The sequence below is a fragment of the Cellulomonas sp. HD19AZ1 genome (genome assembly GCF_004535805.1).
GTDB classification, from domain to species: domain Bacteria; phylum Actinomycetota; class Actinomycetes; order Actinomycetales; family Cellulomonadaceae; genus Cellulomonas; species Cellulomonas iranensis.
In genome coordinates, this window is the sequence record NZ_SPHX01000001.1 from 172813 (window position 1) to 197147 (window position 24335).

Here is a 24335-nt window from a genome sequence, read left to right on the forward strand (position 1 = left end):
GGAGTAGCGGGCCCGAATCGGCGACCGGATCCGCCGCGGTCGTGCACGGGGCTCCGCCGCGAGGCGAGCGCCCTCGGGTCGGTGGTCCGGGGCCGTCAGCCCGCCGGCGGTGCCGCGACGGCCACCGCGAACGCGGGTGCGGCGAGGCCGCGCTCGGCGAAGGCCGCGGCCACCGCGCCGGCGACCCCGGCGACGTCGTCCGCCCCGACCAGCGCGATCGCCGAGCCGCCGAACCCGCCGCCCGTCATGCGCGCGCCGCGTGCGCCCGCGGCCCGGGCCGCGTCGACCGCGACGTCGAGCTCGCGGCACGACACCGCGTAGTCGTCGCGCAGCGACGCGTGCGACGCGTCCATGAGCGGGCCCACGGCCTCGACGGCGTCGGCGTCGAGCGCCGCGACGAACGCCGTCACGCGCGCGATCTCGGAGACCACGTGCCGCACGCGCGGCACCAGCGCCTCACCGTCGGGCGTCGCGGCGAGCGCCTCGAGCGCCCACGCGTCGCCGCGCGGGTCGTCCGCGACGTCCCGCAGCGAGCCGACGCCGAGGCGGTGCGCGGCCTCCTCGCACGCGGCCCGCCGCTGCGCGTACTCGCCGTCGACGTGCGAGTGCTCGGCGCGCGTGTCCACCACGAGCAGGGCCAGCCCGTGCGCCGCGAGGTCGAACGGCACGTGCCGCACGGCGCCGTCGCGGCAGTCGAGCAGCAGCGCGTGGCCCGCGCGCGCCCGCAGCGACGCGGCCTGGTCCATGCCGCCGGTCGGGGCGCCGGCCATCTCGTTCTCGGCGCGCACGCACACCGCGGCGAGGGTCGCGCGGCCCGCGTCGTCGGTCGCCGCACCGGCGGCGTCCACCGTCCCGGCCAGGCCCAGGCCGTGCAGCGCGTCGAGCGCGACCGCCACCGACGCCTCGAGCGCGGCGGACGACGACAGGCCCGCGCCGAACGGCACGCACGAGTCGATCGCGAGGTCGAACCCGCCCACGGCGTGGCCCGCCTCGCGCAGCGCCCACGCGACGCCCACGACGTACGCGGCCCAGCCGCCGACCGCGCCCGGTGCCGCGTCGGCCAGGCGTACCTCGCGCACGCCCGAGGGCTCCTGCGCCGAGACCAGGCGCACGACGTCGTCGTCGCGCCGCGCGACCGCGGCGTAGGTGCGGTGCGGCAGCGCGATCGGCAGCGCCAGGCCGCCGTTGTAGTCCGTGTGCTCGCCGATGAGGTTGACGCGCCCCGGCGCCGACCACACGCCCTCGGGAGCGGCGCCGTAGGTCGCGACGAACAGGTCGCGCGCGCGTCGCTCACCCTCGGTGCGGTCCCACGCGGGGGTCCAGACGGGTGTCGTCATGTCGTGCTCCGGGGCTGTCGCGTCGGTCGGGGCGGGCGTGGTGGCAGGGGTCGTGGCAGGGGTCCGGGCGGCGTCGCCCGCCGGGCTCACGCGAGCTCCTGCAGGCGGCGCGCGATGCGCTCGGGGGTCGTGTCGCTGATCCACGAGGCCATGGCCGACTCGACGCCAGCCAGGTACTTGAGCTTGCCCGGCGCGCGCAGCACCGAGAACACCTGCAGGTGCAGGCGCGACACGTCGCGGCCCTCGCGCACGGGCGCCTGGTGCCAGCCGCTGATGTACGGCAGCGGGATCGCGCCCCCGTCGCCGTCGACGAAGAACTGGTCGAGCCGGCGCAGCAGCGCGAGGTAGGTCGTCGCGAGGTCGGCCTTCTCGGCGTCCGTCAGCGCGGGCAGGTCGGGCACGTCGCGGCGCGGCGCGAGGTGCACCTCGACGGGCCAGCGCGCGGCGTACGGCACGTACGCGACCCAGTGCTCGGACTCCAGCACGACGCGCTCGCGGTGCCGCAGCTCGGCGTCGAGCACGTCGCGCAGCAGCACGCGGCCCGTCGCGTCGTGGTGCGCGCGCGCCTGGCGCAGCATCGCGCGGGTCTTCGGCGTGACGTAGGGGAACGCGTAGATCTGCCCGTGCGGGTGGTGCAGCGTGACGCCGATCTCCTTGCCGCGGTTCTCGAAGCAGAAGATCTGCTCGACGCCCGGCAGCGCGGACAGCTCGCGCGTGCGGTCGGTCCAGGCCTCGACGATCGTGCGCATGCGGCGCGGGCTCACGGTGGCGAGCGAGGCGGTCGGGTCGGACGAGAAGCAGATGACCTCGCAGCGGCCGTTCGCCGGCCGGCGCTGCCACAGCGGCTCGCCGTCGACGAGCTCGGTCGCGTCGTCGACGCCGGGGACGGCCATGAGCGAGGGGAACCGGTTCTCGAACACGACGACGTCGTAGTCGGTGTCGGGGATCTCGCCGTCCTGGTACGTCGCGCCGGGCTTGGCGGGGGCGAGCGGGTTCGCGTCGGCCGGGGGCAGGAACGTGCGGTTCATGCGGTGCGCGGCCATGGGGATCCACTCGCCCGTGAGCGGGTCCAGCCGCAGCTCGGGGCCGGTGACGGGGTGCGCGACGCCGTCCGCGTCGACGACCGGTGCGAACCGGTCCGGCAGCGGGCGCGGGTCGTCGAGGCGTCGCGTCGCGGCGCCCGAGACGTACGGCTCGGAGTCGTCGAAGTAGAGGAGCTCGCGACCGTCGGCGAGGCGGGTGGACGTGCGGCGCACGCGCGCGGCGAGGTCGGGCGCGGTGCTGTCCGAGGGGCTGTCGGGGGTGCTCACGGGGCGTCTCCGGTGACGGGTGCGGGGGTTGCGAGGACCAGCCGGTCGACGGCGGCCTCGAGGTGGGTGCGGGCGTCGGCGGACAGCCCGGTGTCGACGACGAGCGTGTCGATCTCGTCGAACCCGCAGATGCGGGCGAGACCGACGGTGCCCCACTTGGTGTGGTCGGCGAGCACGGTCGTCGCGGCCGCGCAGCGCACGAGCGCGCGGTCGGTCGCGGCCTCGGCGAGGTTGGGGGTCGTGGGTCCGTCGGTGTCCAGGCCGTGCACGCCGAGGAACGCGCGGTCGACGCGCAGGCTCGCGAGGGTCGCGTCGGCGACGGGCCCGACCAGCGCGTCGGAGGGCGTGCGGGTCCCGCCGGTGAGGACGACCTCGACGTCGTCGGCGCCGTGCAGGACGTCGGCGACCCGCAGGCCGTTGGTGACGACGGTGAGGGGCCGCAGCGCGGGGTCGGCGGCGATCATCGAGGCGAGCAGCCACGTCGTCGACCCCGCCGACAGCGCGAGCGACTGGCCGGGCTCGACGTCGGCGAGCGCCGCCCGCGCGACGCCGGCCTTCTCGGCGGACGCCCACGTGCGCTTGGCCTCGAAGCCGGGCTCGTCGGTCGAGCGCGCGGGCGTCTCGGGGGCGACCGCGCCGCCGTGCACGCGCCGGACGAGTCCGGCACCCGCGAGCTCGGCGATGTCGCGCCGCACGGTCATGTCGGAGACGTCGAGCGCCGCGACGAGGTCGGCGACGCGCACGGCCCCGTGCGCACGGACCTCGGCGAGGATGCGCTCCTGCCTCTGCGTCGCGAGCATGCGAACAGTATCCATCACGCCCGAACAAAAACCAACAGCCCTGGGGTCTGTGACCCACCGTCGGCAGGCCCCTCCACGCCCGAGTGCGGGGTTCTGCCGGTCCGCGGCGTCGAGAACCGGCAGAACCCCGCACTGACGGGCGCGACCGGGAGAGGCCGGACGGGGGAGACGCCCCGGCGGTCAGCGGCCGACGGGGGACAGGCCCAACGGGCGGCCCGCGAGGTTGCGCGGACGTCCCGCGAGACCCCGCGCCACCTCACGCAGCGCCACGGCCCCCGGCGAGTCGGGCGCAGTCAGCACCACGGGCGTGCCCCCGTCACCGGCCTCGCGCAGCCGCACGTCGATCGGCACCTGCCCCAGCACGGGCACGTCCGAGCCGATCAGCCGCGTGAGGTTGGCCGCTACCCGCTCGCCGCCGCCCGCGCCGAACAGCTCCAGGCGCGAGCCGTCGGGCTGCTCGAGCCACGCCATGTTCTCGACGACGCCCACGACCCGCTGCCGCGTCTGCACCGCGACCGACCCCGCGCGCTCGGCGACCTCGGCCGCCGCCACCTGCGGCGTCGTCACCACGACGATCTCCGAGCCCGGCAGCAGCTGCGCCACCGAGATCGCGATGTCGCCCGTCCCCGGCGGCAGGTCCAGCAGCAGCACGTCCAGGTCGCCCCAGAACACGTCGGCCAGGAACTGCTGCAGCGCGCGGTGCAGCATCGGACCGCGCCACACCACGGGCTGCCCGACCGGCACGAACATGCCGATCGACACGACCTTCACGCCGTGCGCCTCGGGCGGCAGCAACATGTCGTCGACCTTCGTCGGCGGGCGGTCGACGCCCAGCATCCGCGGGATCGAGAAGCCGTAGATGTCGGCGTCGACCACGCCCACGCGCAACCCGTCCGCCGACATCGCGACCGCGAGGTTCGCCGTCACCGACGACTTGCCGACGCCGCCCTTGCCCGACGCGACGGCGATCACCTTCGTCAGCGAACCCGGCTGCGCGAACGGGATCTGCGGCTCGGCGTCCGTGCCGCGCAGCATCGTGCGCAGCGCGCTGCGCTGCTCGGCCGTCATGACGCCCAGGTCGACCCGCACGCCCACGACGCCGTCGAGCGGCGCGACCGCGGCCGTGACGTCGCGCGTCAGCGTGTCCTTGAGCGGGCAGCCCGGCGTCGTGAGGTCCAGCCCGACGACGACGAACGTGCCCCCGTCGCGCGGTTCGAGGTCGACCGACCGGATCATCCCCAGCTCGGTGACCGGGCGGTGGATCTCCGGGTCCTGCACGCCGGCGAGCGCGGTGCGCACGGCGTCGAGCAGCGGGTCGGCGGGGGAGGAGTCGTCGAGGGGCGGCACGCGACCATCGTAGGTCGGGCGGACGGGCGGTCCGCGGGCCGTGGGGCCCGCTCAGCGCTCGGGCGCGCCCCGCCGGCCCGGGTCCGGCGCCCGGTGCTCGTCGCCCACGTCCTCGTGCCCCGCGTTCTCCGCCTGCAGGTCCTCGAGCAGGTTGCGCAGCTCCGAGCGCACGAAGTCGCGGGTCGCGACCTCCGACAGCGCGATGCGCAGCGACGCCATCTCGCGCGCCAGGAACTCGGTGTCGGCGAGGTTGCGCTCGGCGCGCTGCCGGTCCTGCTCGGCCTGCACGCGGTCACGGTCCGCCTGCCGGTTCTGCGCGAGCAGGATCAGCGGGGCCGCGTACGACGCCTGCAGCGACAGCATGAGCGTGAGCGCCGTGAACCCGTTCGACGCCTGGTCGAACCGCAGCTCGCGCGGGCCCCACGTGTTCCACGCGAGCCACACGACGCAGAACACCGTGAGCCACACGATGAACCGCGGCGTGCCCAGGAACCGGGCGATCGACTCGGAGATCCGGCCCGACGCGTCCTCGTCCCGCGTGCCGCCCCGCGACAGCAACGACAGGCCGCGCGTGCGCGGCTGGTCCAGGCGCTCAGGCACGGGTCACCCCCGGCGGCGCGCTGCGCACCACGGGCGTGGGACGCGTCGGCGGCCCCGCGTGCACGTCGTCGGTCTCGCGCCAGTCGTCCGGCAGCAGGTGGTCCAGCACGTCGTCGACCGACACCGCGCCCAGCAGGCGGCGCTGCTCGTCGACCACCGGCAGCGCGAGCAGGTTGTACGTCGCGAGCTGGCGCGTCACCGACAGCAGCGGCGCGTCGACCGCGACCGGCTCGAGGTCGGTGTCGACGATCTGCCCGATCGACTCGTGCGGGGGCTCGCGCAGCATGCGCTGCAGGTGCACGACGCCGATGTAGCGCCCCGTGGGCGTCTCGAGCGGCGGCCGCGCGACGAACACGAGCGACGCGAGCGCGGGCGTCAGGTCCTGGCGCCGCACGTGCGCGAGCGCCGCCGCGATCGTCGTCTCGGGCCCGAGGATCACCGGTTCGGTCGTCATGAGGCCGCCGGCGGTGTTGTCCTCGTACGCCAGCAGGCGGCGCACGTCCTTGGCCTCCTCGGGCTCCATGAGCGCGAGGAGCTCGGCGGCCTGGTCGTCGGGCAGCTCGCCCAGCAGGTCGGCGGCGTCGTCGGGCTCCATGGCCTCGAGCACGTCGGCCGCGCGGCCTCGCTCGAGGTTGCCGAGGATCGCGACCTGGTCGTCCTCCGGGAGCTCCTCGAGCACGTCCGCGAGGCGCTCGTCGTCCAGCGCGGACGCGACCTCCAGGCGTCGGGTCGAGCCCATCTCGTGCAGCACGTCGGCGAGGTCGGCGGGCTTGAGGTCCTCGTACTGCGCGAGCAGCAGCTGCGCACCCTGCGCGGCCGACGGCCGACCCAGGCCCACGACGTCCTCGACCGGCACGAGCAGCGTCTCGCCGCGGCGGCGCAGCAGCCCGCCGCGCGGGTCGACGCGCCGCACGAACACCTTGGTCACGAGCCAGTCGCCGTTGCGCTGCAGCTCGATCGCGACGTCCTCGACGCGGGCCTGCCCGGAGCCGTCGGCGAGCTCGACCGTGCGGTCCAGCAGCTCGCCCATGACGACCGTCTCGGACGCGCGCTGTTCGAACCGCCGCATGTTCAGCAGGCCCGTCGAGATGACCTGGCCCGCGTCGACCGCCGTGACGCGCGTGAGCGGCAGGAACACGCGTCTGCGCCCAGGGACCTCGACGACCAGCCCCACGGCGCGCGGCGCACCCGTGAGGCGCACGAGCACGACGACGTCGCGCACCCGCCCCACCTCGTCCCCGATGGGGTCGAACACGGTGGTCCCGGCGAGGCGCGCGACGAACACCCGGGTCCCGACGCTGCTCACGGCCGTCAGCCTAGACGCCGGACCCCCGCCCGGCCGGACGTGCCCCGGCGCGCGCGGTGGACGTCCCGCGTCCGCGGCGTGACGCCGGGCGACAGCGGGCCGGGCCGTGCGGCTGCCGCGTCCGGCCCGCTCCCTGGCGGCTCCCAGACTCGTGCGGGAGGATCACCCCATGGCGTTCACGCAGCCCCAGCGGATCCCGACGACGCCCACGCTCCCGACGGGCGAGACCGTCGCGCGCTACGGCACCTACCTCGAGGCGCAGAAGGCCGTCGAGCTGCTCGCCGAGAAGTCGTTCCCGGTGCGCGCCGTGACGATCGTCGGCAGCGACCTGCGCATGGTCGAGCGCGTCATCCGGCGGCTCTCCTACCCGAGCGCGGCGCTCGGCGGCTTCCTCTCCGGCGCGTGGTTCGGGCTGTTCGTGGGCCTGATCCTCACGCTGTTCTCGCCGACCGGCGGGCCCGGCATCATGCTGCCCGCGATCCTGCTCGGCGGTGCGTTCGGCCTGCTGCTGTCGGTCATCGGCTACTCGTTCACGCGCGGGCGCCGGGACTTCGCGTCCGCGAGCCAGATCGTCGCGACGTCGTACTCGGTGCTGTGCCAGGCCGAGCACGCGCACAAGGCCCGGAACCTGCTCGCCGAGACGGGGGGAGTCGTGTCCGGCTGGCCGGAGCCGGTCGCGCCGCCCGCGCCGCCCGTCGGTCCGCCGCCCTCGGCCCCCGGCACGGGGTACCCGCCGCCCGTGGCCGACGCGCCCGCCGGGCCGCCCGCCCCGCCGCAGCCCGGGACGCCGTACCCGCCGGCCGCGCCGCCCCAGGCCGGGACGCCCGCGCAGCCCGGCACCCCGCCGCCGCCCCCGGGCCCGGGGAGCGTCTGACCCCGCGCGCACGACGACGCACGACGAGGGCCGCACCACCCGCGGGTGGTGCGGCCCTCGTGCGTCCGCGTCACTGCCCGTGCGGGCGGTCAGCCCTCGCGCAGGGCCGCCATCCACGCCTCGACCGCGTCGGGGTCGCGCGGCAGCGCGGCCGACAGGTTGACGTTGCCGTCGGCCGTCAGCAGCACGTCGTCCTCGATGCGCACGCCGATCCCGCGGTACTCCGCGGGCACCAGCAGGTCGTCGGACTTGAAGTACAGGCCCGGCTCGATCGTGAACACCATGCCGGGCTCCAGCACGCCGTCGAGGTACAGCTCGGCGCGCGCCTGCGCGCAGTCGTGCACGTCGAGGCCCAGGTGGTGGCTCGTGCCGTGCACCATCCACCGGCGGTGGTGCTGGTTGTCGGGGTCGAGCGACTCCTCGGCGCTCACCGGCAGCAGCCCCCACTCCTCGAGGCGCGCAGCGAGCACACGCATCGCGGCGTCGTGCACGTCACGGAAGCGCGCCCCCGGCACGGCCGCCGCGAAGCCCGCGTCCGCCGCGTCGAGCACGGCCTGGTACACGCGGCGCTGCACGTCGGTGAACGTGCCGTCGACGGGCAGCGTGCGCGTCACGTCCGCCGTGTACAGCGAGTCGACCTCGACGCCCGCGTCGACGAGCACGAGCTCGCCCGCGCGCACCCGGCCGTCGTTGTCGGTCCAGTGCAGCGTCGTCGCGTGCTCGCCCGCGGCCGCGATCGTCGTGTAGCCGACGTCGTTGCCCTCCTCGCGCGCGTGCCCCAGGAACGTGCCCTCGATCACGCGCTCGCCGCGCCGGTGCGCGACCGCGCGCGGCAGCGAGCGCACGACCTTCTCGAAGCCCGCGACCGTCGCGTCGACCGCGAGCTGCAGCTGCGCGACCTCGTACGCGTCCTTGAGCAGGCGCAGCTCGGACACGGCCTCGGCGAGCAGCGCGTCGGCCTCGCCGGTCGTCTCCTCGCCGCGGATCTGCGCGACCACCTCGTCGACGGCCTCGTCGGCCCCCGGGACCACGAGCAGCTGCACGCCGCCGGCGCCCACGTCCTTCGCGAGCGCGTCCCGCAGGTCGTCCAGGTGCGCCGTCTCGACGCCCGTGACGGTCGCGACCTCGTCGAGCGTCGGGCGCGCGCCCACCCAGAACTCGCCGTACCGCGCGTCGGAGAAGAACTCGGGGGTGTCGCGCCCCGCGAGCGGGTTCATGTACAGCACCGCGTGGTGCGCGCTGCCGTCGTCGCCCGTGCCGTCGGCCACCGGGTGCAGCACCAGCACGGCGTCGGGCTCCTGCTCGGTGCCCAGGCCGGTGAGGTGCGCGAACGCCGCGTGCGGGCGGAACCGGAAGTCGGTGTCGTTCGACCGCACCTTGAACCGCCCCGCCGGGACCACCAGGCGACGGCCGGGGAACCGCGCCGACAGCGCGCTGCGGCGCGCCGCCGTGAAGTCCGCGACCTCGGCGCGCGCGGCCGTCGACGGCGGACGCTCGCCCCACCCCGACGTCACGAACTCGACGAACCGTCGCGACTGCGGGCGGTGCGAGCGGTTGGAGCCGCGCGACTCCAGCGGCTGCTCGTCCTGGGCGGGGGTCGGGGTCTCGGACGTGAGGTCGTCCGCGCTCTCGGTGCTCACGCCCCCAGTCTGGCACCGCGGGCCGCACGACGGCCGTCCGGGGTCCCGGTCGCGACCGGCTAGCGTGTGCCGGTGCGCATCGACCTCCACACGCACTCGCGGGCGTCGGACGGCACGCAGACCCCCACCGAGCTCGTGACCGCCGCCCGCGCCGCGGGCCTCGACGTCGTCGCCCTCACCGACCACGACACCACGGCCGGCTGGGACGAGGCGGCCGCCGCCGCGCCCGTCGCGGGCGTCGCCCTCGTGCGCGGCACCGAGGTGTCCGCGCGCTCGCACGGCGTGAGCGTGCACCTGCTGTCCTACCTGCAGGACCCCGCGCACCCGGCGCTCGCGGGCGAGCTCGCACGGGCCCGCGACTCGCGCGTGCACCGCGCGCGCAGCATCGTCGAGCGGATGGCGCGCGACGTGCCGATCACGTGGCAGGACGTGCAGGAGCAGGCCCGCGACGCGGTCGTCGTCGGCCGCCCGCACATCGCCGACGCGCTCGTCGCGCTCGGCGTGGTGCCCGACCGCGACGCCGCGTTCGCGCACCTGCTCGCGTCGTCCGGGCCGTACCACGTCGACCACTACGCGCCCGACGCGCCCGCGGCGGTCGCCGCGATCCGCGCGTCCGGCGGCGTCCCCGTGTTCGCGCACCCCGCGGCCGACGCGCGCGGGCGCATCGTGCCCGACCGCGTGTTCGACGAGCTCGCCGAGGCCGGGCTCGCGGGGCTCGAGGTCTTCCACCGCGACCACTCGGCCGAGCAGCGCGAGCGGCTGCTGCGCCTCGCCGACCGGCTCGGGCTGCTCGTCACGGGGTCGAGCGACTACCACGGTGACGGCAAGGTCAACCGGCTGGGGGAGAATCTGACCCGGCCCGAGGTGCTGGACGAGATCGTCCGGCAGGGAACGACGGAGGTGGTGGCGGCGTGAGCGCCGTGCTCGACGTGCAGCTGTTCATCTCGGTGTTCGTCACCCTGTTCGTCATCATGGACCCCCCGGGGACCGTGCCGATCTTCCTCGCGCTCACCGGCTCGATGACGCGCCAGCAGCGCGCACGCGCCGCGCGCCAGGCGATCCTCGTCGCGTTCGGCGTCATCGTCGGCTTCGCGCTGTTCGGCCAATCGTTGCTCAACTACCTGCACGTCTCGGTCGAGGCGCTGCAGGGCGCGGGCGGCCTGCTGCTGCTGCTCGTCGCGATGGAGCTGCTCACCGGCAAGATGGACAGCAACGAGGGCCTCGAGGGCACGCAGGGCAACGTCGCGCTCGTGCCGCTCGGCACGCCGCTGCTCGCCGGGCCCGGCGCCATCGTCGCGACCATGGTGTTCGTGCAGCAGGCCAGCGAGGCGACCGACTGGGTCGCCATCGCGATCGGCGTCGTGCTCGTCCACCTGTGCCTGTGGCTGTCCATGCGGTTCGCCAACGCGATCCACCGCGTCCTGAAGGACTCCGGGACGATGCTCGTCAGCCGCATCGCCGGTCTGCTGCTCGCCGCGATCGCGGTGCAGCTCCTCGCCGACGCCGTGCTGACGTTCGCGCGCCAGGTCTGACGCGGGCGACCACCCGGGACGACGGAGGCCCTCCCACCGGGCGGTGGGAGGGCCTCCGTCACGTCGCGGGGGCGTCGGTCAGGACTCCGCAGGAGCCGCGGGCGCACCGGCGCCCGACGCGCCGCCGCGCGAGCGACGACGACGGCGGCGACGCGGTGCGTCACCGGCCTCGCCGGTCGAGGTCGCGCCGGTCGACGCGGCACCGTCCGTCGCGGGGGCGCTCACGGCGGCCGACGAACCGACGGGCTGCTCGGCGCGCGCCGCGCCCTCGCCGCCCGAGCGACCACGACCGCCGCGGCTGCGGCGACGGCCCGCACCCTCGGCGCGCTCGCCGTCGCCCTCCTGGCGCGGGGCGCGGTCACGGTCGCGCGCGCCGTCCCGGCCACCCTCGCGGCGGCCGCCGGAGCGCTCGTCCGAGCGCGCCGGGCGGGCCCCGCCGCCGCGCTTGCCGGTCTCGCCGAGGTCCTCGAGCACCTCGGCGCCCAGGCCCGCGCGCGTCTGCTGCGCCTTCGGCAGCCGGCCCGTCACGCCCTGCGGGATGTCGAGGTCGGTGTGGATGTGGTCGGACGACGAGTACGTCTCGACCGGGTCGGGGATGCCCAGGCCCAGCGCCTTGTCGATGAGGCCCCAGCGCGGCAGGTCGTCCCAGTCGACGAACGTCACGGCCGTGCCCTTGTTGCCCGCGCGGCCCGTGCGGCCCGTGCGGTGCAGGTACGTCTTCTCGTCCTCGGGGCACTGGTAGTTGACGACGTGCGTGACGTCCTCGACGTCGATGCCGCGCGCCGCGACGTCGGTCGCGACGAGCACGTCGACCTTGCCGTGGCGGAACGCGCGCAGCGCCTGCTCGCGCGCGCCCTGCCCGAGGTCGCCGTGCAGCGCGCCCGCGGCGAACCCGCGGTCCACGAGCTCGTCGGCGACCTTGGCGGCCGTGCGCTTGGTGCGCGCGAACACGATGGTCAGGCCGCGGCCCCGGGCCTGCAGGATGCGCGCGAGCAGCTCGACCTTGTCGAGCGCGTGCGCACGGTACGCGACCTGCTTGATGTTCTTGACCGTCGCGCCGTCGTCGTCCGGCGCCGAGGCGCGGATGTGCGTGGGCTGGGACATGTAGCGGCGCGCCATCGCGACGACCGCGCCCGGCATGGTCGCCGAGAACAGCATCGTGTGGCGGTTCGGCGGCGTGGCCGCGAGCAGCTTCTCGACGTCGGGCAGGAAGCCCAGGTCGAGCATCTCGTCGGCCTCGTCGAGCACGACCTCGGTCGCGTGCTTGAGTCGCAGGTGGCGCTGGTTCAGCAGGTCGATCATGCGGCCCGGCGTGCCGACGACCACGTCGGCGCCGCGCTGCAGCGCCTCGACCTGCGGCTCGTAGGCCCGCCCGCCGTACACCTGCACGATGCGGACCTTGCGGCCCGTCGAGGCCATCGCGAGGTCGCCCGCGACCTGCACGGCCAGCTCGCGCGTCGGCACGACGACGAGGGCCTGCGGCTCGCCCGGTGCGGCGAGCTGCTCGTAGCCCTCCTCGCCGGGGGCGATCACGCGGTGCAGCAGCGGCACGCCGAAGCCGAGGGTCTTGCCGGTGCCGGTCTTGGCCTGGCCGATGATGTCGTGGCCCGACAGCGCGACGGGCAGCGTCATGGCCTGGATCGGGAACGGCCGCTCGATGCCGGCCGCGGCGAGGGCCGCGACGATCTCGGGCCGGACGTCGAAGTCCGCGAAGGTCGCGTCGACGGCCTGCACCGAGGCGGCGCGGCGCGTGCCGGTCACCTGCGTGGGGACCGCGTCGGCGGCCGTGCGGTGCTGGTCGGTGGTGGCGTCGGCGGCGGGGGTGACGGCGGAGGCGTCGTCGAGCGGCGCCTGCGCGAGGGTCTGGTCGGTGCTCACGTGTGGCTCTTCACTGCCAGGGTGGCGGCTCACGTGCGGGCCCGGCGGACGGCGCGAGGTGCGCGTCCGGACCGGGCGGCGACGGGCGCCACGCGGGTCGGCCGGCAGCCGATCGTAGAAGTCGCCCCGCGCGGCGCACCCGGCCGGCACGCCCGGCCGGTGACCGGCGGGCGGCGGCGGTGCGCGTCGTGCGAGGTGTGGCCGGGCGTGTGCCGGACCGGGAACCGAGACGACCGGGCAACCGATGTACGGGTTGTACACGCCCAGCGTACCGGACGGGGGTCGCGCGCGGCCGGGAGCCGGCGGGTGACGCGCCGCCCGGCGCTACGATCGCCGGATGACCTCCAGCGCCGGCAACGCCAGCTCCCTGCGCCCCGAGGGCGCGGCGGAGGACCGCTCCGCCAACCCCGGCAAGGACGCGTCGACGGCCCGTGCGGCCGACGCGGCCGACGCGATCGAGGTCCTCGGGCTGGTCGCGAGCCTCGAGCACCAGGCGTTCGCGCGGCTCGCGACCGACAGCGCGCAGGCGCCGGGGCTCGAGCAGGCCCTCGCGCTGAGCCGCCTCGCGGCACGCTGCACCGAGCGCCGCGACCGGGTCCTGGCCCGCATCGACGAGCTCGGGGGCGACGGCGTGGCGGCGCTGGGGCGCTTCGTCGGCCTGCTCGACGACTTCGACGCCCGCACGCCGCCGACGTCGTGGGCCGAGCGGCTGCTCAAGGCGTACGTCGGCTACGGGGTCGCGGACGACTTCTGCCGCGTCGTGGCACGCGGCCTCGACGACGCGTCGGCGCGCCTCGTCGCCGAGGTCCTCGACGACGCGTCGCACGGCGAGCTCGCGGTGCGCGAGCTGGACGAGGCGTGCGCGGGCGACGACGTGCTGTCGTCGCGGCTCGCGCTGTGGGGGCGCCGCCTGGTCGGCGAGGCGCTCGGGGTCGTGCAGCGCGTGGCGCAGCGGCCCGAGGTCGCGCGCGTGCTGAGCCGCGCGGGTGGCGCGGACGACGCGGCGACCGCCGCGGCGCCCGTCGAGCAGGTGCCGGCCACGGTCTTCAACGAGCTCACGGCCGAGCACACGCGGCGCATGTCGCGCCTGCACCTGACGGCCTGAGCCGACGAGCGGGCCGGCGCCCGGGCGAGCCGGACGCCGGCCGGGGGTCAGATGGAGCCGAAGCCCACGCGCCCCTTGGTCTCGGCGCCGATCTCGACGAAGCCGAGCGCCGCGGTCGGGACGATGACGCGACGACCGCGCGTGTCCGTCAGCTCGATCGTCGGGGTCTTGTCGGTCAGCGCGGCCTGCACGACTGCGGCGACCTCGTCCGCCGTCAGGTCGGACTCGAGCGTCAGCTCGCGCGCCTGGTGCTGCACGCCGATCGTGATCTCCACGGGCACTCCCTCGTCGACACGTTCGTCCGGCACTGCGGTGCCGGGCGGGTTCGTCGTCGATCCTAGGCGCCCTCGTACGGGTAGTCCGGGCGGACGAGCCCGGCCACGCCGCGCCACTGCAGGTCGGTGACGAGCCCGACGACCCGGTGCGCGTCGCGGCCCGCGCCGTGGCGCAGCCAGTAGGTCGCGGCGCCCTGCGCGCTCGCGACGAGCGCCGCGGCCAGCACGTCGGCGTCCGGGCGGTCGCGCCCCGTGACGTCGACGAGCACGTCGGCGATGCGGTGCGTGACGACCGCGGTGGCGTGCTCGACGCGGCCGCGCACCTGCGCGTCGCGCGTGACGTCCGACTCGAACAGCAGCGACGACGACTGGCCGGCGACCTGCACGAACGCGAGGTACGCCTCGACGACGGCCGCCACGACGGCACGGCCCTCGCCCCGGCCCAGCGGACCGGCCTGCAGCGGCGCGACGGCGTGCTCGACCGCCGCGAGCAGGCCCGCGCCCTGCTCGTCGACGACCGCGAGGTACAGGTCGAGCTTAGACGGGAAGTGCCGGTACAGGACGGGCTTGCTGACCTCGGCCCGCACCGCGATGTCGTCCATCGACACGTGGTGGAAGCCCTCGGTCGCGAACAGCTCCAGCGCCGTGGCGAGCAGCTGCGACCGACGCTCGGCGCGCGCCATGCGCCGCGCGGGCGGGCGGTCCGCGGCTGCGTCGTGGGCGTCGACCATCCGCACAGGGTAGCCACGGCCGGTGACGTCCACCGGGCGGCGACCGTGCGCCGGGATGTCGGTGCGCCGTGATGGGATCGGCACCGTGACGACCGCACCGACGACCCGGCTGGTGGCCGCGCCGCTGGTCGAGCACGAGGCGCTCGGCCGGGGGGCGCGGCCCGTGCTCGACGCGCGCCAGCAGGACGCCGTGGACCGTGCCGCGACGGGGCCGGCGCGGGCGCTGGTCGTCACCGGTGCGCCCGGCACGGGGCGCACGACCGTGGCGCTCGAGGCCGCCGCCGCGGCGGTCGAGGCGGGGCTCGCGCCCGACGACGTGCTGGTGCTGGCCGCGAACCGTCGCGCCGCCGGCGAGCTGCGGGACCGGCTCGCGGTGCGGCTCGGCCGCACCGCCGGGCGGCCTCTCGTCCAGACGCCCGCGGCGGTCGCGTTCGCGGTGCTGCGCGCGCGGGCCGGCGCGCTGGGCGAGCCGCCGCCGGTCCTCGTCTCGGGCCCCGAGCAGGACCTCGCGCTCGCCGAGCTGCTGGCCGGGCACGCGGCCGGCGACGTCACGGGACCGGCGTGGCCGCCGGGCGTCCCCGACGTCGCGCTCGGCACGCGCGCGTTCCGTGACGAGCTGCGCGACCTGCTCATGCGCGCGGCCGAGCGTGGCCTCGCGCCGTCCGACCTCGCGGCCCTCGGGCGCCGCGAGGGCCGCCCGGCGTGGGTCGCCGCCGCGCGCGTGTACGAGGAGTACCTCGACGTCATGGCGCTGGCCGCCGCGACGCCCGACGCGGGAGAGCGGCTCGACCCGGCCGTCGTGGTCGACGCGGCCGTCGCCGCGCTGCGCCGCTGGGACGACGACGTGCCCGGCGTCCCGTGCCCGAGCCGACGCCTCGTCGTCGTGGACGACCACCAGGAGAGCACGGCGGCGACCGCGCGCCTGCTCGGGGCGTTCGCCGACCGCGGCGCGCGGCTGCTGCTGCTGGGCGACCCCGACGTCGCGGTGCAGACGTTCCGCGGCGCGCAGCCCACGCTGGTCGCGCGCGCGCTCGCGCCCGCCCCCGACGGCCTGGGTGCCGAGCACGTCGTGCTCGGCACGGTGTGGCGCCAGACCGCGCCGCTGCGCGAGGTGACCGCCCGGGTCGCCGAGCGCGTGCCGGCCGCCGGCACCGTGGCGCACCGCCGCGCCGAGGTGCCCGCGGACCGCGCCGCGGGCCCCGCGGCGCGCGTCGCGATCCTGCCGAGCGCGGCGCAGGAGGCCGCGTGGGTCGCGCACCGGCTGCGGCGGGCGCACCTGCAGGACGCGGTGCCGTGGGACGACATGGCGGTCGTCGCGCGCTCGGGCGCACGCGCGACAGCCGTGCGCCGTGCGCTCGCGCAGGCCGGTGTGCCCGTCCGCGTCGTCGGCAGCGACGTGCCGCTGCGCGACGAGCCCGCCGTGCGTCCGCTGCTCGACGCGGTGCGCGTCGTGCTCGACGCGGCGGCGCTCGACGCCGACGTCGCGACGCGGCTCGCGTGCTCGCCGCTGGGCGGGCTCGACGCCGTCGGGCTGCGCCGCGTGCGACGCGCGCTGCGGGCCGAGGAGCTCGCGGGCGGCGGCGGCCGGTCGAGCGACGCGCTGCTGGTCGAGGCGCTGGCCGAGCCGGGCCGCGCCGCGACGCTCGAACCGCACGTCGGGCGCCCCGTCGAGCGGCTCGCCGGTCTGCTGCAGGCCGGCCGGGAGGTCGCGGCGGCGCCCGGTGCCGACGTGCAGGCCGTGCTGTGGGCCGTCTGGGACCGCGCGGGGCTCGCCGAGCCGTGGCGGCGCACCGCGCTCGCGGGCGGTGCGGCGGGCGAGCGCGCCGACCGCGACCTCGACGCGGTCCTCGCGCTGTTCCGTGCGGCCGAGACGTTCGTCGAGCGCCTGCCGCAGGCCACGCCCGCGGCGTTCGTCGACTGGGTGCTCGCGCAGGACCTCCCGGCCGACTCGCTCGCACCGGCGTCGCGCGCCGCGGGCGTCGGCGTCCTGACGCCCGCGGGCGCCGCCGGCGCGTCCTGGCGCGTGGTCGCCGTGGTCGGCGTGCAGGACGGTGCGTGGCCCGACCTGCGCCTGCGGGACTCGATGCTCGGGGCGCAGACGCTCGCCGACGTGCTCGACGGCCGCGCGACCGACGGTCCCGACGACGAGCGCGCGCGTGCCGCGCGCGCGGCCGTGCTCGCCGACGAGCTGCGCGCGTTCACGCTCGCGTGCTCGCGTGCGCGCGAGCTGCTGCTCGTGACGGCCGTCGAGGACCAGGACGCGACCCCGTCGCCGTTCGTCGACCTCGTGCAGCCGGGCGGGGACGACGGTGCGCCCGACCCGCGCCGGACCAGCGCCCCGGCGCCGCTCGACCTGCGCGGGCTGGTGGCGCGGCTGCGCGCGACGCTCGAGCGTGCGGCGGCCGAGGGGCGCGAGGACGTGGCCGCCGCGCGCACGCTCGCGCGCCTCGCGGCGCACGGCGTGCCCGGGGCCGACCCCGCGCAGTGGTTCGGGCTCGCCGACCCGTCGAGCGACGCGCCGCTGTGGCCCGAGGGCGCGAAGGTCCCCGTGTCGCCGTCGCGGCTCGAGACCGCGCAGCGCTGCGCGCTGCGGTGGGCGCTCGAGGCGGCCGGCGGCACGCCCGCGTCGTCCGCGCAGCAGTCGCTCGGCACGCTCGTGCACGCGATCGCGCAGGAGCACCCCACGGCCGACCTGCCGACGCTGCGCGCCGAGCTCGACCGGCGCTGGCACGAGCTGGCGCTGGGGGAGGGCTGGCCGTCGGTCGCGGCGCGCCGCAAGGCCGACGCGATGCTCGTGCGGCTCGCGGCGTACCTGCGCGCGTCGGGCGAGCCGCTGCTCGTCGAGGGCGCGTTCACGCTCGAGACCGACCGCGCGGTCGTGCGCGGCTCGATCGACCGCGTCGAGCGGGCCGTGGCCGAGGCCGACGGCGGCGCCGAGGCGGTCGAGGTCGTCGACCTCAAGACCGGCTCGCGCGTGCCGACGCTCGCGCAGGCCGCCGAGCACGCGCAGCTCGGCGCCTACCAGCTCGCGGTCGACGCGGGTGCCGTGCCGGGCCTGCCGGACGGCGCACGGAGCGTCGCCGCGCGGCTCGTGCACCTCGCGCAGGGGTCCGGGGGTCCGACGCAGCGCCGTCAGGACGGGCTGGGGCCCGAGGACGACGGCCCGAGCTGGGCGCGCGCGCTCGTCGACGAGGTCGCGGGGAGCATGGCCGCCGCGAGCTTCGAGGCGCGGGGCAACGAGCTGTGCGACCGCTGCCCCGTGCGCCGCTCGTGCCCGCTGCGCGGCGAGGGCGGGCAGGTGGTCGCGTGAGCACGCTGTCGGCGCTGCGGATCGCGCAGCTCGTGGGGCAGCACCCGCCCACCGACGAGCAGCGGGCCGTGATCGAGGCCCCGCTGCGGCCGTCGCTCGTCGTCGCCGGCGCGGGGTCGGGCAAGACCGAGACCATGGCCGCGCGCGTCGTGTGGCTCGTCGGCAACGGGCTCGTCGCACCCGAGCAGGTGCTGGGCCTGACGTTCACGCGCAAGGCCGCCGGCGAGCTCGCCGAGCGCGTCCGGCGCCGGCTGCGCGCGCTCGTGCGCGTGGCCGCCGCGGAGGGCGTGACGCTGCCGGCGGGCGCGGCGGTCCTCGACGAGCTCGCGCGGCCGCACGTGTCGACGTACCACGCGTACGCGGCGTCGCTCGTGTCGGACCACGCGCTGCGGCTCGGCGTCGAGCCGGGTGCGCGGCTGCTGGGGGAGGCCGCGCAGTGGCAGCTCGCGTCGCAGGTCGTCGAGTCCTGGGCGGGGGACCTCGAGACGTCGGCCGCCACGTCGACCGTCGTCGACGCCGTGCTCGCGCTGTCGGGCGCGCTCGACGAGCACCTGCTCGACCCCGCGCAGGCGCGCGCAGGGATCGACGCGATCGTCGCCGACCTCGAGGCGACGCCGGCGGGGACCCCGCCGCGCGCGCCCTACGCGCGCGTGCGGGACCTCGTCGCGTCGCTCGGCGAGCGGTCGCGCGTGCTGGACCTCGTGGCCGACTACCGGTCGCGCAAGCGCGCGGCCGACACCCTCGACTTCGGCGACCAGGTCGCGCTCGCGGCACGCATCGCGCGCGACGTGCCCGAGGTCGGTGCGGGTGAGCGCGAGCGCTACCGCGTGGTGCTGCTCGACGAGTACCAGGACACGTCGTACGCGCAGCTCGTGCTGCTGCAGGCGCTGTTCTCGGGCGGGCACCCCGTGACCGCGGTCGGCGACCCGCACCAGTCGATCTACGGCTGGCGCGGTGCGAGCCCCGGCGGTCTGTCGCGCTTCCCGGCCGCGTTCCCGGTGGTCGGCGGCGACGCCGCGGGACCGACCGACCGCCGCCCGGCGGACGTCGCGCAGCTGTCGACGTCGTGGCGCAACGACACGGCGGTCCTCGACGCGGCGAACCACGTCGCGGCACCGCTGCGGGCCGCGGGCGTGCGCGTCGACGTGCCGCGGCTGGCCGCGCGCCCGGGGGCCGGCACGGGCAGCGTGCAGGCCGTCGTCGCGGCCACGGTCGAGGACGAGGCCGACGCCGTGGCCGCGTGGCTCGCGCCCCGGTGGCGGCCCGGCAGCCACCCCGCGGGGCGGCGGACGGCCGCGGTGCTGTGCCGCAAGCGCTCGCAGTTCGAGCCGCTGCGGCGCGCGCTGCGGGCCGCGGGGCTGCCGGTCGAGGTCGTGGGGCTCGGTGGTCTGCTCGCGACGCCCGAGGTCGTCGACCTCGTCGCGGTGCTGCAGGCCGCGCACGACCCGACGCGCGGCGACGCCGTGGTCCGGCTGCTCACGGGCGCGCGCACGCGCCTGGGGGCCGCCGACCTGCACGCGCTCGGCGACTGGGCGCGCCAGGGCGCGCGCGTCGGCGGCCGGGTCGCGCAGGTCGACGGCGTCGAGGCCGACGTGGTCGACGAGCGCAGCCTCGTCGACGCGCTCGACGACCCGCCGCCCGCGGGGTGGCGCAGCCCCGCGGGGCGCTCGCTCACGCCCGAGGGGCGCCGCCGGCTCGTCGACCTCGCGGGCGTGCTGCGGGCCGTGCGCGCGCAGCAGGGCCTGTCGCTGCCCGAGCTGGTGAACGAGGCCGAGCGGCTGTTCGGCCTCGACATCGAGGTGCAGGCGCGCGCCGACACGACGCCGGCACGCGCACGCGCGCACCTCGACGCGTTCGCCGACGTCGCCGGCGAGTTCGCGCGCGGCGCCGACCGCCCGACCCTCGGCGCGTTCCTCGCGTGGCTCGAGGCCGCCGACGCGCGCGAGGACGGCCTCGAGCTGCCCGTCACCGAGCCGGACCCCGACGCGGTGCAGGTCATGACCGTGCACGCGTCGAAGGGCCTGGAGTGGGACGCCGTCGCCGTGGCGGGCCTGGTCGACGGCGGGCTGCCCGCGACGCCGATGCTCGGCAAGGAGGGGCCCAAGGACTCCGCGTGGCTCACCGGGCTCGGCGTGCTGCCGTACCCGCTGCGCGGCGACGCCGACGACCTGCCGCAGCTCGCGTGCGGCGGTGCGGAGTCGCCCAAGGAGCTGGCCGACCGGCTCGAGCGGTTCCGCCTCGACGCGGGCGACCACGAGGTGGCCGAGGAGCGGAGGCTCGCGTACGTCGCCGTGACCCGCGCGCGTGAGGACCTCCTGCTCTCGGCCGCGTACTGGGGCGACCCGAAGGCGCCGCGCCGCGTCTCGCCGTTCCTCACCGAGCTCGTCGACGCGGGGCTCGTCGACGTGGTCGCGCGTGCCGACGAGCCCGAGGCCGGCGCCGAGAACCCCCGTGCCGCGCGCGTCGCGGTCGCGACGTGGCCCGCGGACCCGTTCGCGGTGGACGGTGCCGCGCCCCGGCGTGACGCCGTGACCGCCGCGGCTGCCGCGGTCCGCGCGGCCGCGGACCGGCTGCGTGCCGAGCAGGACGGCGCGCCGGCGCCCGGTCCGCCCCCGGCCCCGGGCGCCGAGGACTGGGACGCGCTCGCCGACCGGCTGCTCGCCGAGCAGGCCGCACGGCGCCGCGGCGACGGCCGCGTCGCGCTGCCCGCGCACCTGTCGGCGTCGTCGCTCGTGCGGCTCGACGCGCAGCCCGAGCAGTTCGCCCTCCACCTGCGGCGCCCGGTGCCGCGCGAGCCGTCGCCGCAGGCCCGCCGCGGCACCGCCTTCCACGCGTGGGTCGAGGCCTGGTTCGGGCAGGCGACGCTCGTCGACGTCGACGACCTGCCGGGCGCGGACGACGACGTGCTGCCGGGGGACCCCGACCAGACCGAGCTCCGTGCCGCGTTCCTGCGGACCCCTTGGGCGCACCGCGCCCCGGTCGCGGTCGAGGTCGACGTCGAGACCACGATCGGGGGGTACGTGCTGCGCTCGCGCATCGACGCGGTCTTCCCGGACCCCGACCGCCCCGACGTGCCCGGCGCGGTCGTCGTCGTCGACTGGAAGACCGGATCGCCGCCGTCCGACCCCGTCGAACGCGCGTCGCGCGAGCTGCAGCTCGCGGTCTACCGGATCGCGTGGGCCCGGTGGACTGGCGTCGACCCCGACGTCGTCCGTGCGGCGTTCTGCTACGTCGGTGCGGGTGTCACCGTCGTGCCCGACGACCTGCCCGGCCCCGACGAGCTCGCGCGGCTGCTCGCCGCCGCCGCACCCGCGTCCGACGCCGCGTCGGGCGAGGCGTCCGACAGCCAGGGGCGAGCCGCACGGTCGCGAGCCCGACGCGGCGCCCCGCCCGTGCGTCGTCGCTAGACCGACCGGCCCGTGCGTCGTCGCTGGACCGACCGGCCCGTGCGTCGTCGCTGGACCGACCGGCCGGATGCGCGCGGCCGCGCCGACGGCGTGCCCCGAGCGCGGTCCGCGTCGTCGCTGACGGTCCGGGCGTCGGTCCGGGCCGACCGTCGGACGGTCGTCGGCCGGGCGACGTCGGACGGTCGTCGGCCGGGCGAGGGTCAGTGGGCGGCCGCGGTCTCCTCCGCGCGCGTGTGCTCGTCGAGGTCGTGCAGCATCTGCACGGCGTCGTCGACGACGTCCTGCTGGTGCGTGCGCACGCCGTGCAGCAGCCACCGCGCGAGCGCGAGCTCGCCGGCCAGCAGCGCGCGGTCGGCCAGGTGCGGGTCGGTCAGCTCGGTGCGACGCAGCAGGTACGCCTCGAGGATCGCGTCGACCGCGTCCTGCGGGGCCGCGACGAGCAGCCACGACAGGTCGTCCGCCGGGTCGGCGACCATGGCCGAGCCCCAGTCGAGCACGCCCGCGACCGCGCCGTCCTGCACGAGCACGTGGTCGCTCGACAGGTCCCCGTGCACGACCGTCGGCCGGAACCGCCACATCGCGACGTCCTCGAGCATCTGCTCCCACCGGCGCAGCAGCGACGCGGGCACGAGCCCCGTGCGGGCGGCCTCGTCGACCTCCGCCTGGCGGCGCTCGCGGTAGCCCGCGGCGTCGTACACGGGCAGGCCCGCGTTCTCGACGACCGACGTCGGCAGCTCGTGGACGGAGGCGAGCGCACGCCCCACCGCGGCCGCGAGACCCGGGCCGGGGCGCAGGCTCTCGAGCCGCAGCGGACGGCCCGGCACCTCGCGGTGGACGCACGCGCGCCCGCCCTCGGGCAGGTGCGCGAACCCCGCCGGGCGAGGCACCGCGAAGGGCAGCCGGCCGTCGTCGGCGAACGGCCCGAGGGCGTCGAGCAGCGCGACCTCCGCCTCGAGGGCGGCGCCCGCGACGGCGTGCTGCGGCGCGCGCACGACCCACCGCTGCCGCTGCGCGTCGATCACGACGGCCACGTCGAAGTCCGTGCCCGGCTGCAGGGGCCGGCGCACGTCGTACGCGTCGAGGCCCGGCAGGGCGACGGTCGCGAGGGCCGCGAGTGCGAGGGGCGAACGGGTCACGTGCGTCAGGGTAGGACGCCGTACGGCGTGTCCCGTGCGGCGCGCCCCCGCGTGTCGGCGCCCGGTTCGTCCGGGACGCCCGTCTCGACCGCGTCGTCCCGGCGGGGCGTCGCGGTGCCGGACGGACCGGCTCGGTCCGTCCGGTCCGGTCCCGTGCCATCCGGCCCCGTAGCGCGCCGTGCCGTCCGGTCCGGTCCCGTGCCGCGCCGCCCGGCCCCGTGCTGCGCCGTGCCGCCCGGTCCGGCCCTGCGCCGCCGCGCCGTTCGGACCGTGCGGTCCCGTCCCATCCCGTCCCGTGCCGTTCCGTCCCGTCCCGCGCGGTGCGCGGCGTAGCGTGACGGACGTGACCCGCCCGGCCCCCGTCCCGTCCGCCCCCGCCCCGCCCGCCCTCGTCGACCTGCCCCTCGCACGCGCGTCCGTCGACCGTGCCGCGGAGCTGCGTGCGCTGCCCGGCGCGCTCGACGACGCGCGCGCCGACCCGCGCACGCGCGTGCTCGCGGTGCGTGACGGCGGGCTGCTGCTCGACGACGACGCGCACGTGCGCTGGCTCGACCCGGCGGGTGCGGCCGCGCTGCTCGCGGCCGGGCGCGAGGGCGCGGCCGGCGCGGCACCGGCGCCCGAGCCCGACGACGCGTGGCTGCTGCTCGGCGCCGAGGACGACGGCACGCGCGTGCTCGCGGCCCGGCTGCCGGACGCGCACCCGCTGCCGGCGGGCGGCGAACCGGCCGACGTGCTCGTGCACCTGCCCGACGGGCCCGTCGCGCGGTCGGGCTGGCGCTCGCTGCGCGTGGTCGGCGCGCTGCTCGACGCGCACGACGCGGGTCTCGCCACGACCGCGGTCGCGCTCGACGCGTGGCACGACCGGCACCCGCGGTGCCCGCGCTGCGGCGCGCCGACGCGCACCGCGCAGGCGGGCTGGTCGCGCGTGTGCGACGTCGACGGCTCGGAGCACTACCCGCGCACGGACCCGGCCGTGATCATGGCGGTCGTCGACGCCGACGACCGCCTGCTGCTGGGCCACGCGGCGGCGTGGCCGGCGGGCCGGTGGTCGACGCTCGCGGGCTTCGTCGAGGCGGGTGAGGCCGCCGAGCAGGCCGTGCGCCGCGAGGTGCACGAGGAGACCGGCGTCGTCGTGGGCGAGGTCGAGTACGAAGGCAGCCAGCCGTGGCCGTTCCCCGCCTCGCTCATGCTCGGGTTCCGCGGGCGCGCGACGACGACCGACGTTCGCGTCGACGGCGTCGAGATGGCCGACGCGCGCTGGTTCACGCGCGCCGTGCTCGCGGCCGCGGTGGACGCGGGCGACGTGGTGCTGCCCGGCGGGGCGTCGATCGCTCGCGCGCTGATCGAGCAGTGGTACGGCGGCCCGCTGCCCGGCTGACGTCCGTGGCTCGGCCCGGTGGGACGGTCAGAGGCCGAGGCGCTCGCGGACCTCGGCGAGCGACGGGTTGGTCGCAGCGGAGCCGTCGGGGAACACGACGGTCGGCACGGTCTGGTTGCCGCCGTTGAGCGACTCGACGAGCTGCGCGGCGTCCGGCGTCTGCTCGATGTCGACGACGTCGTAGGCGATGCCGGCGGAGTCGAGCTGCGTGCGCAGCCGGTGGCAGTACCCGCACCACGTCGTCGAGTACATCGTCACGGTGCCGGGTGCCGGGGTGCTGGTCGTCATGGTTCCTCGCAGGTGCCTCACGGTGCCGACGGCGGTGCTGCGTCGTCGTCCCTCGATCCTCGCACGCGCGCCGGGAGTCGG

At 77.2% G+C, this 24335-nt stretch carries 19 protein-coding genes; 7 read left to right on the top strand and 12 right to left on the bottom strand.

Going from position 1 to position 24335, the window contains the following annotated elements:
• Positions 1-95 precede the first annotated feature (95 nt).
• The 6 genes from galK to E4A51_RS00880 form a co-directional block, all read right to left on the bottom strand.
• Positions 96-1337 (bottom strand): galactokinase, encoded by a 1242-nt coding sequence (gene galK / locus E4A51_RS00855; RefSeq protein WP_134850632.1) that lies wholly within the window; start codon positions 1335-1337, stop codon positions 96-98.
• A gap of 86 nt (positions 1338-1423) precedes the next feature.
• Complete coding sequence (gene galT / locus E4A51_RS00860) at positions 1424-2647, bottom strand: galactose-1-phosphate uridylyltransferase (RefSeq protein ID WP_134850633.1); 1224 nt, start codon at positions 2645-2647, stop codon at positions 1424-1426.
• The gene (locus E4A51_RS00865; protein ID WP_134850634.1) at positions 2644-3447 is read right to left on the bottom strand and encodes a DeoR/GlpR family DNA-binding transcription regulator; all 804 of its coding nucleotides are present in this window, start codon (positions 3445-3447) and stop codon (positions 2644-2646) included. The genes galT and E4A51_RS00865 overlap by 4 nt, the downstream gene beginning before the upstream one ends.
• Before the next feature lie 180 nt (positions 3448-3627).
• Positions 3628-4794 carry an Mrp/NBP35 family ATP-binding protein gene (locus tag E4A51_RS00870; protein ID WP_134850635.1) on the bottom strand — a complete coding sequence of 389 codons (1167 nt, stop codon included), beginning with the start codon at positions 4792-4794 and terminating at the stop codon, positions 3628-3630.
• Between the two features lie 51 nt (positions 4795-4845).
• Entirely contained in the window at positions 4846-5394 is a 549-nt protein-coding gene (locus E4A51_RS00875; protein WP_087508112.1) for a DUF1003 domain-containing protein, read from the bottom strand.
• On the bottom strand, positions 5387-6700 hold the full coding sequence (locus tag E4A51_RS00880; protein ID WP_087508111.1) for a magnesium transporter MgtE N-terminal domain-containing protein: 1314 nt from the start codon (positions 6698-6700) through the stop codon (positions 5387-5389). The genes E4A51_RS00875 and E4A51_RS00880 overlap by 8 nt, the downstream gene beginning before the upstream one ends.
• 169 nt (positions 6701-6869) lie before the next feature.
• On the opposite strand from E4A51_RS00880, the gene E4A51_RS18900 reads away from it, so the two are divergent.
• Positions 6870-7574, top strand: coding sequence for a general stress protein (locus E4A51_RS18900; RefSeq protein ID WP_264158701.1), 705 nt, complete (start codon positions 6870-6872; stop codon positions 7572-7574).
• Positions 7575-7663: 89 nt separating this feature from the next.
• Here the strand turns inward: E4A51_RS18900 and E4A51_RS00890 are convergent, their stop codons facing one another.
• Positions 7664-9214 (bottom strand): aminopeptidase P N-terminal domain-containing protein, encoded by a 1551-nt coding sequence (locus tag E4A51_RS00890; protein WP_134850636.1) that lies wholly within the window; start codon positions 9212-9214, stop codon positions 7664-7666.
• Positions 9215-9286: 72 nt separating this feature from the next.
• Between E4A51_RS00890 and E4A51_RS00895 the strand changes: the two genes are divergently transcribed.
• Both E4A51_RS00895 and E4A51_RS00900 read left to right on the top strand, forming a co-directional pair.
• Entirely contained in the window at positions 9287-10129 is an 843-nt protein-coding gene (locus E4A51_RS00895; RefSeq protein ID WP_134850637.1) for a PHP domain-containing protein, read from the top strand.
• Positions 10126-10746 carry a MarC family protein gene (locus tag E4A51_RS00900; protein ID WP_046528857.1) on the top strand — a complete coding sequence of 207 codons (621 nt, stop codon included), beginning with the start codon at positions 10126-10128 and terminating at the stop codon, positions 10744-10746. Before E4A51_RS00895 ends, E4A51_RS00900 begins: the two co-directional genes overlap by 4 nt.
• A gap of 78 nt (positions 10747-10824) precedes the next feature.
• Here E4A51_RS00900 and E4A51_RS00905 read toward each other — a convergent pair whose 3' ends face one another.
• Positions 10825-12624 (bottom strand): DEAD/DEAH box helicase, encoded by a 1800-nt coding sequence (locus E4A51_RS00905; RefSeq protein WP_134850638.1) that lies wholly within the window; start codon positions 12622-12624, stop codon positions 10825-10827.
• Positions 12625-12961: 337 nt separating this feature from the next.
• Between E4A51_RS00905 and E4A51_RS00910 the strand changes: the two genes are divergently transcribed.
• Positions 12962-13729 (top strand): ferritin-like fold-containing protein, encoded by a 768-nt coding sequence (locus E4A51_RS00910; RefSeq protein ID WP_134850639.1) that lies wholly within the window; start codon positions 12962-12964, stop codon positions 13727-13729.
• Positions 13730-13776: 47 nt separating this feature from the next.
• On the opposite strand, the gene E4A51_RS00915 is transcribed toward E4A51_RS00910, so the two are convergent.
• Both E4A51_RS00915 and E4A51_RS00920 read right to left on the bottom strand, forming a co-directional pair.
• Positions 13777-14004: a DUF3107 domain-containing protein gene (locus tag E4A51_RS00915; RefSeq protein ID WP_046530681.1), complete on the bottom strand. Its 228-nt coding sequence runs from the start codon at positions 14002-14004 to the stop codon at positions 13777-13779.
• A gap of 62 nt (positions 14005-14066) precedes the next feature.
• Positions 14067-14735, bottom strand: coding sequence for a TetR/AcrR family transcriptional regulator (locus E4A51_RS00920; protein ID WP_134850640.1), 669 nt, complete (start codon positions 14733-14735; stop codon positions 14067-14069).
• A gap of 85 nt (positions 14736-14820) precedes the next feature.
• Here E4A51_RS00920 and E4A51_RS00925 point away from each other — a divergent pair, with 85 nt between their 5' ends.
• Positions 14821-18045: an ATP-dependent DNA helicase gene (locus tag E4A51_RS00925; protein WP_134850641.1), complete on the top strand. Its 3225-nt coding sequence runs from the start codon at positions 14821-14823 to the stop codon at positions 18043-18045.
• Entirely contained in the window at positions 18042-21452 is a 3411-nt protein-coding gene (locus E4A51_RS00930; protein WP_134850642.1) for an ATP-dependent DNA helicase, read from the top strand. Before E4A51_RS00925 ends, E4A51_RS00930 begins: the two co-directional genes overlap by 4 nt.
• Positions 21453-21652: 200 nt before the next feature.
• On the opposite strand, the gene E4A51_RS00935 is transcribed toward E4A51_RS00930, so the two are convergent.
• A complete protein-coding gene (locus E4A51_RS00935) occupies positions 21653-22588 on the bottom strand; it encodes a phosphotransferase (RefSeq protein WP_070319983.1) in 936 nt (311 codons plus the stop codon).
• 343 nt (positions 22589-22931) lie between these two features.
• Here E4A51_RS00935 and nudC point away from each other — a divergent pair, with 343 nt between their 5' ends.
• Positions 22932-23966 (top strand): NAD(+) diphosphatase, encoded by a 1035-nt coding sequence (gene nudC / locus E4A51_RS00940; protein ID WP_134850643.1) that lies wholly within the window; start codon positions 22932-22934, stop codon positions 23964-23966.
• A 27-nt stretch (positions 23967-23993) separates the two neighbouring features.
• Here the strand turns inward: nudC and E4A51_RS00945 are convergent, their stop codons facing one another.
• On the bottom strand, positions 23994-24254 hold the full coding sequence (locus E4A51_RS00945) for a mycoredoxin (RefSeq protein ID WP_046528852.1): 261 nt from the start codon (positions 24252-24254) through the stop codon (positions 23994-23996).
• Positions 24255-24335 lie beyond the last annotated feature (81 nt).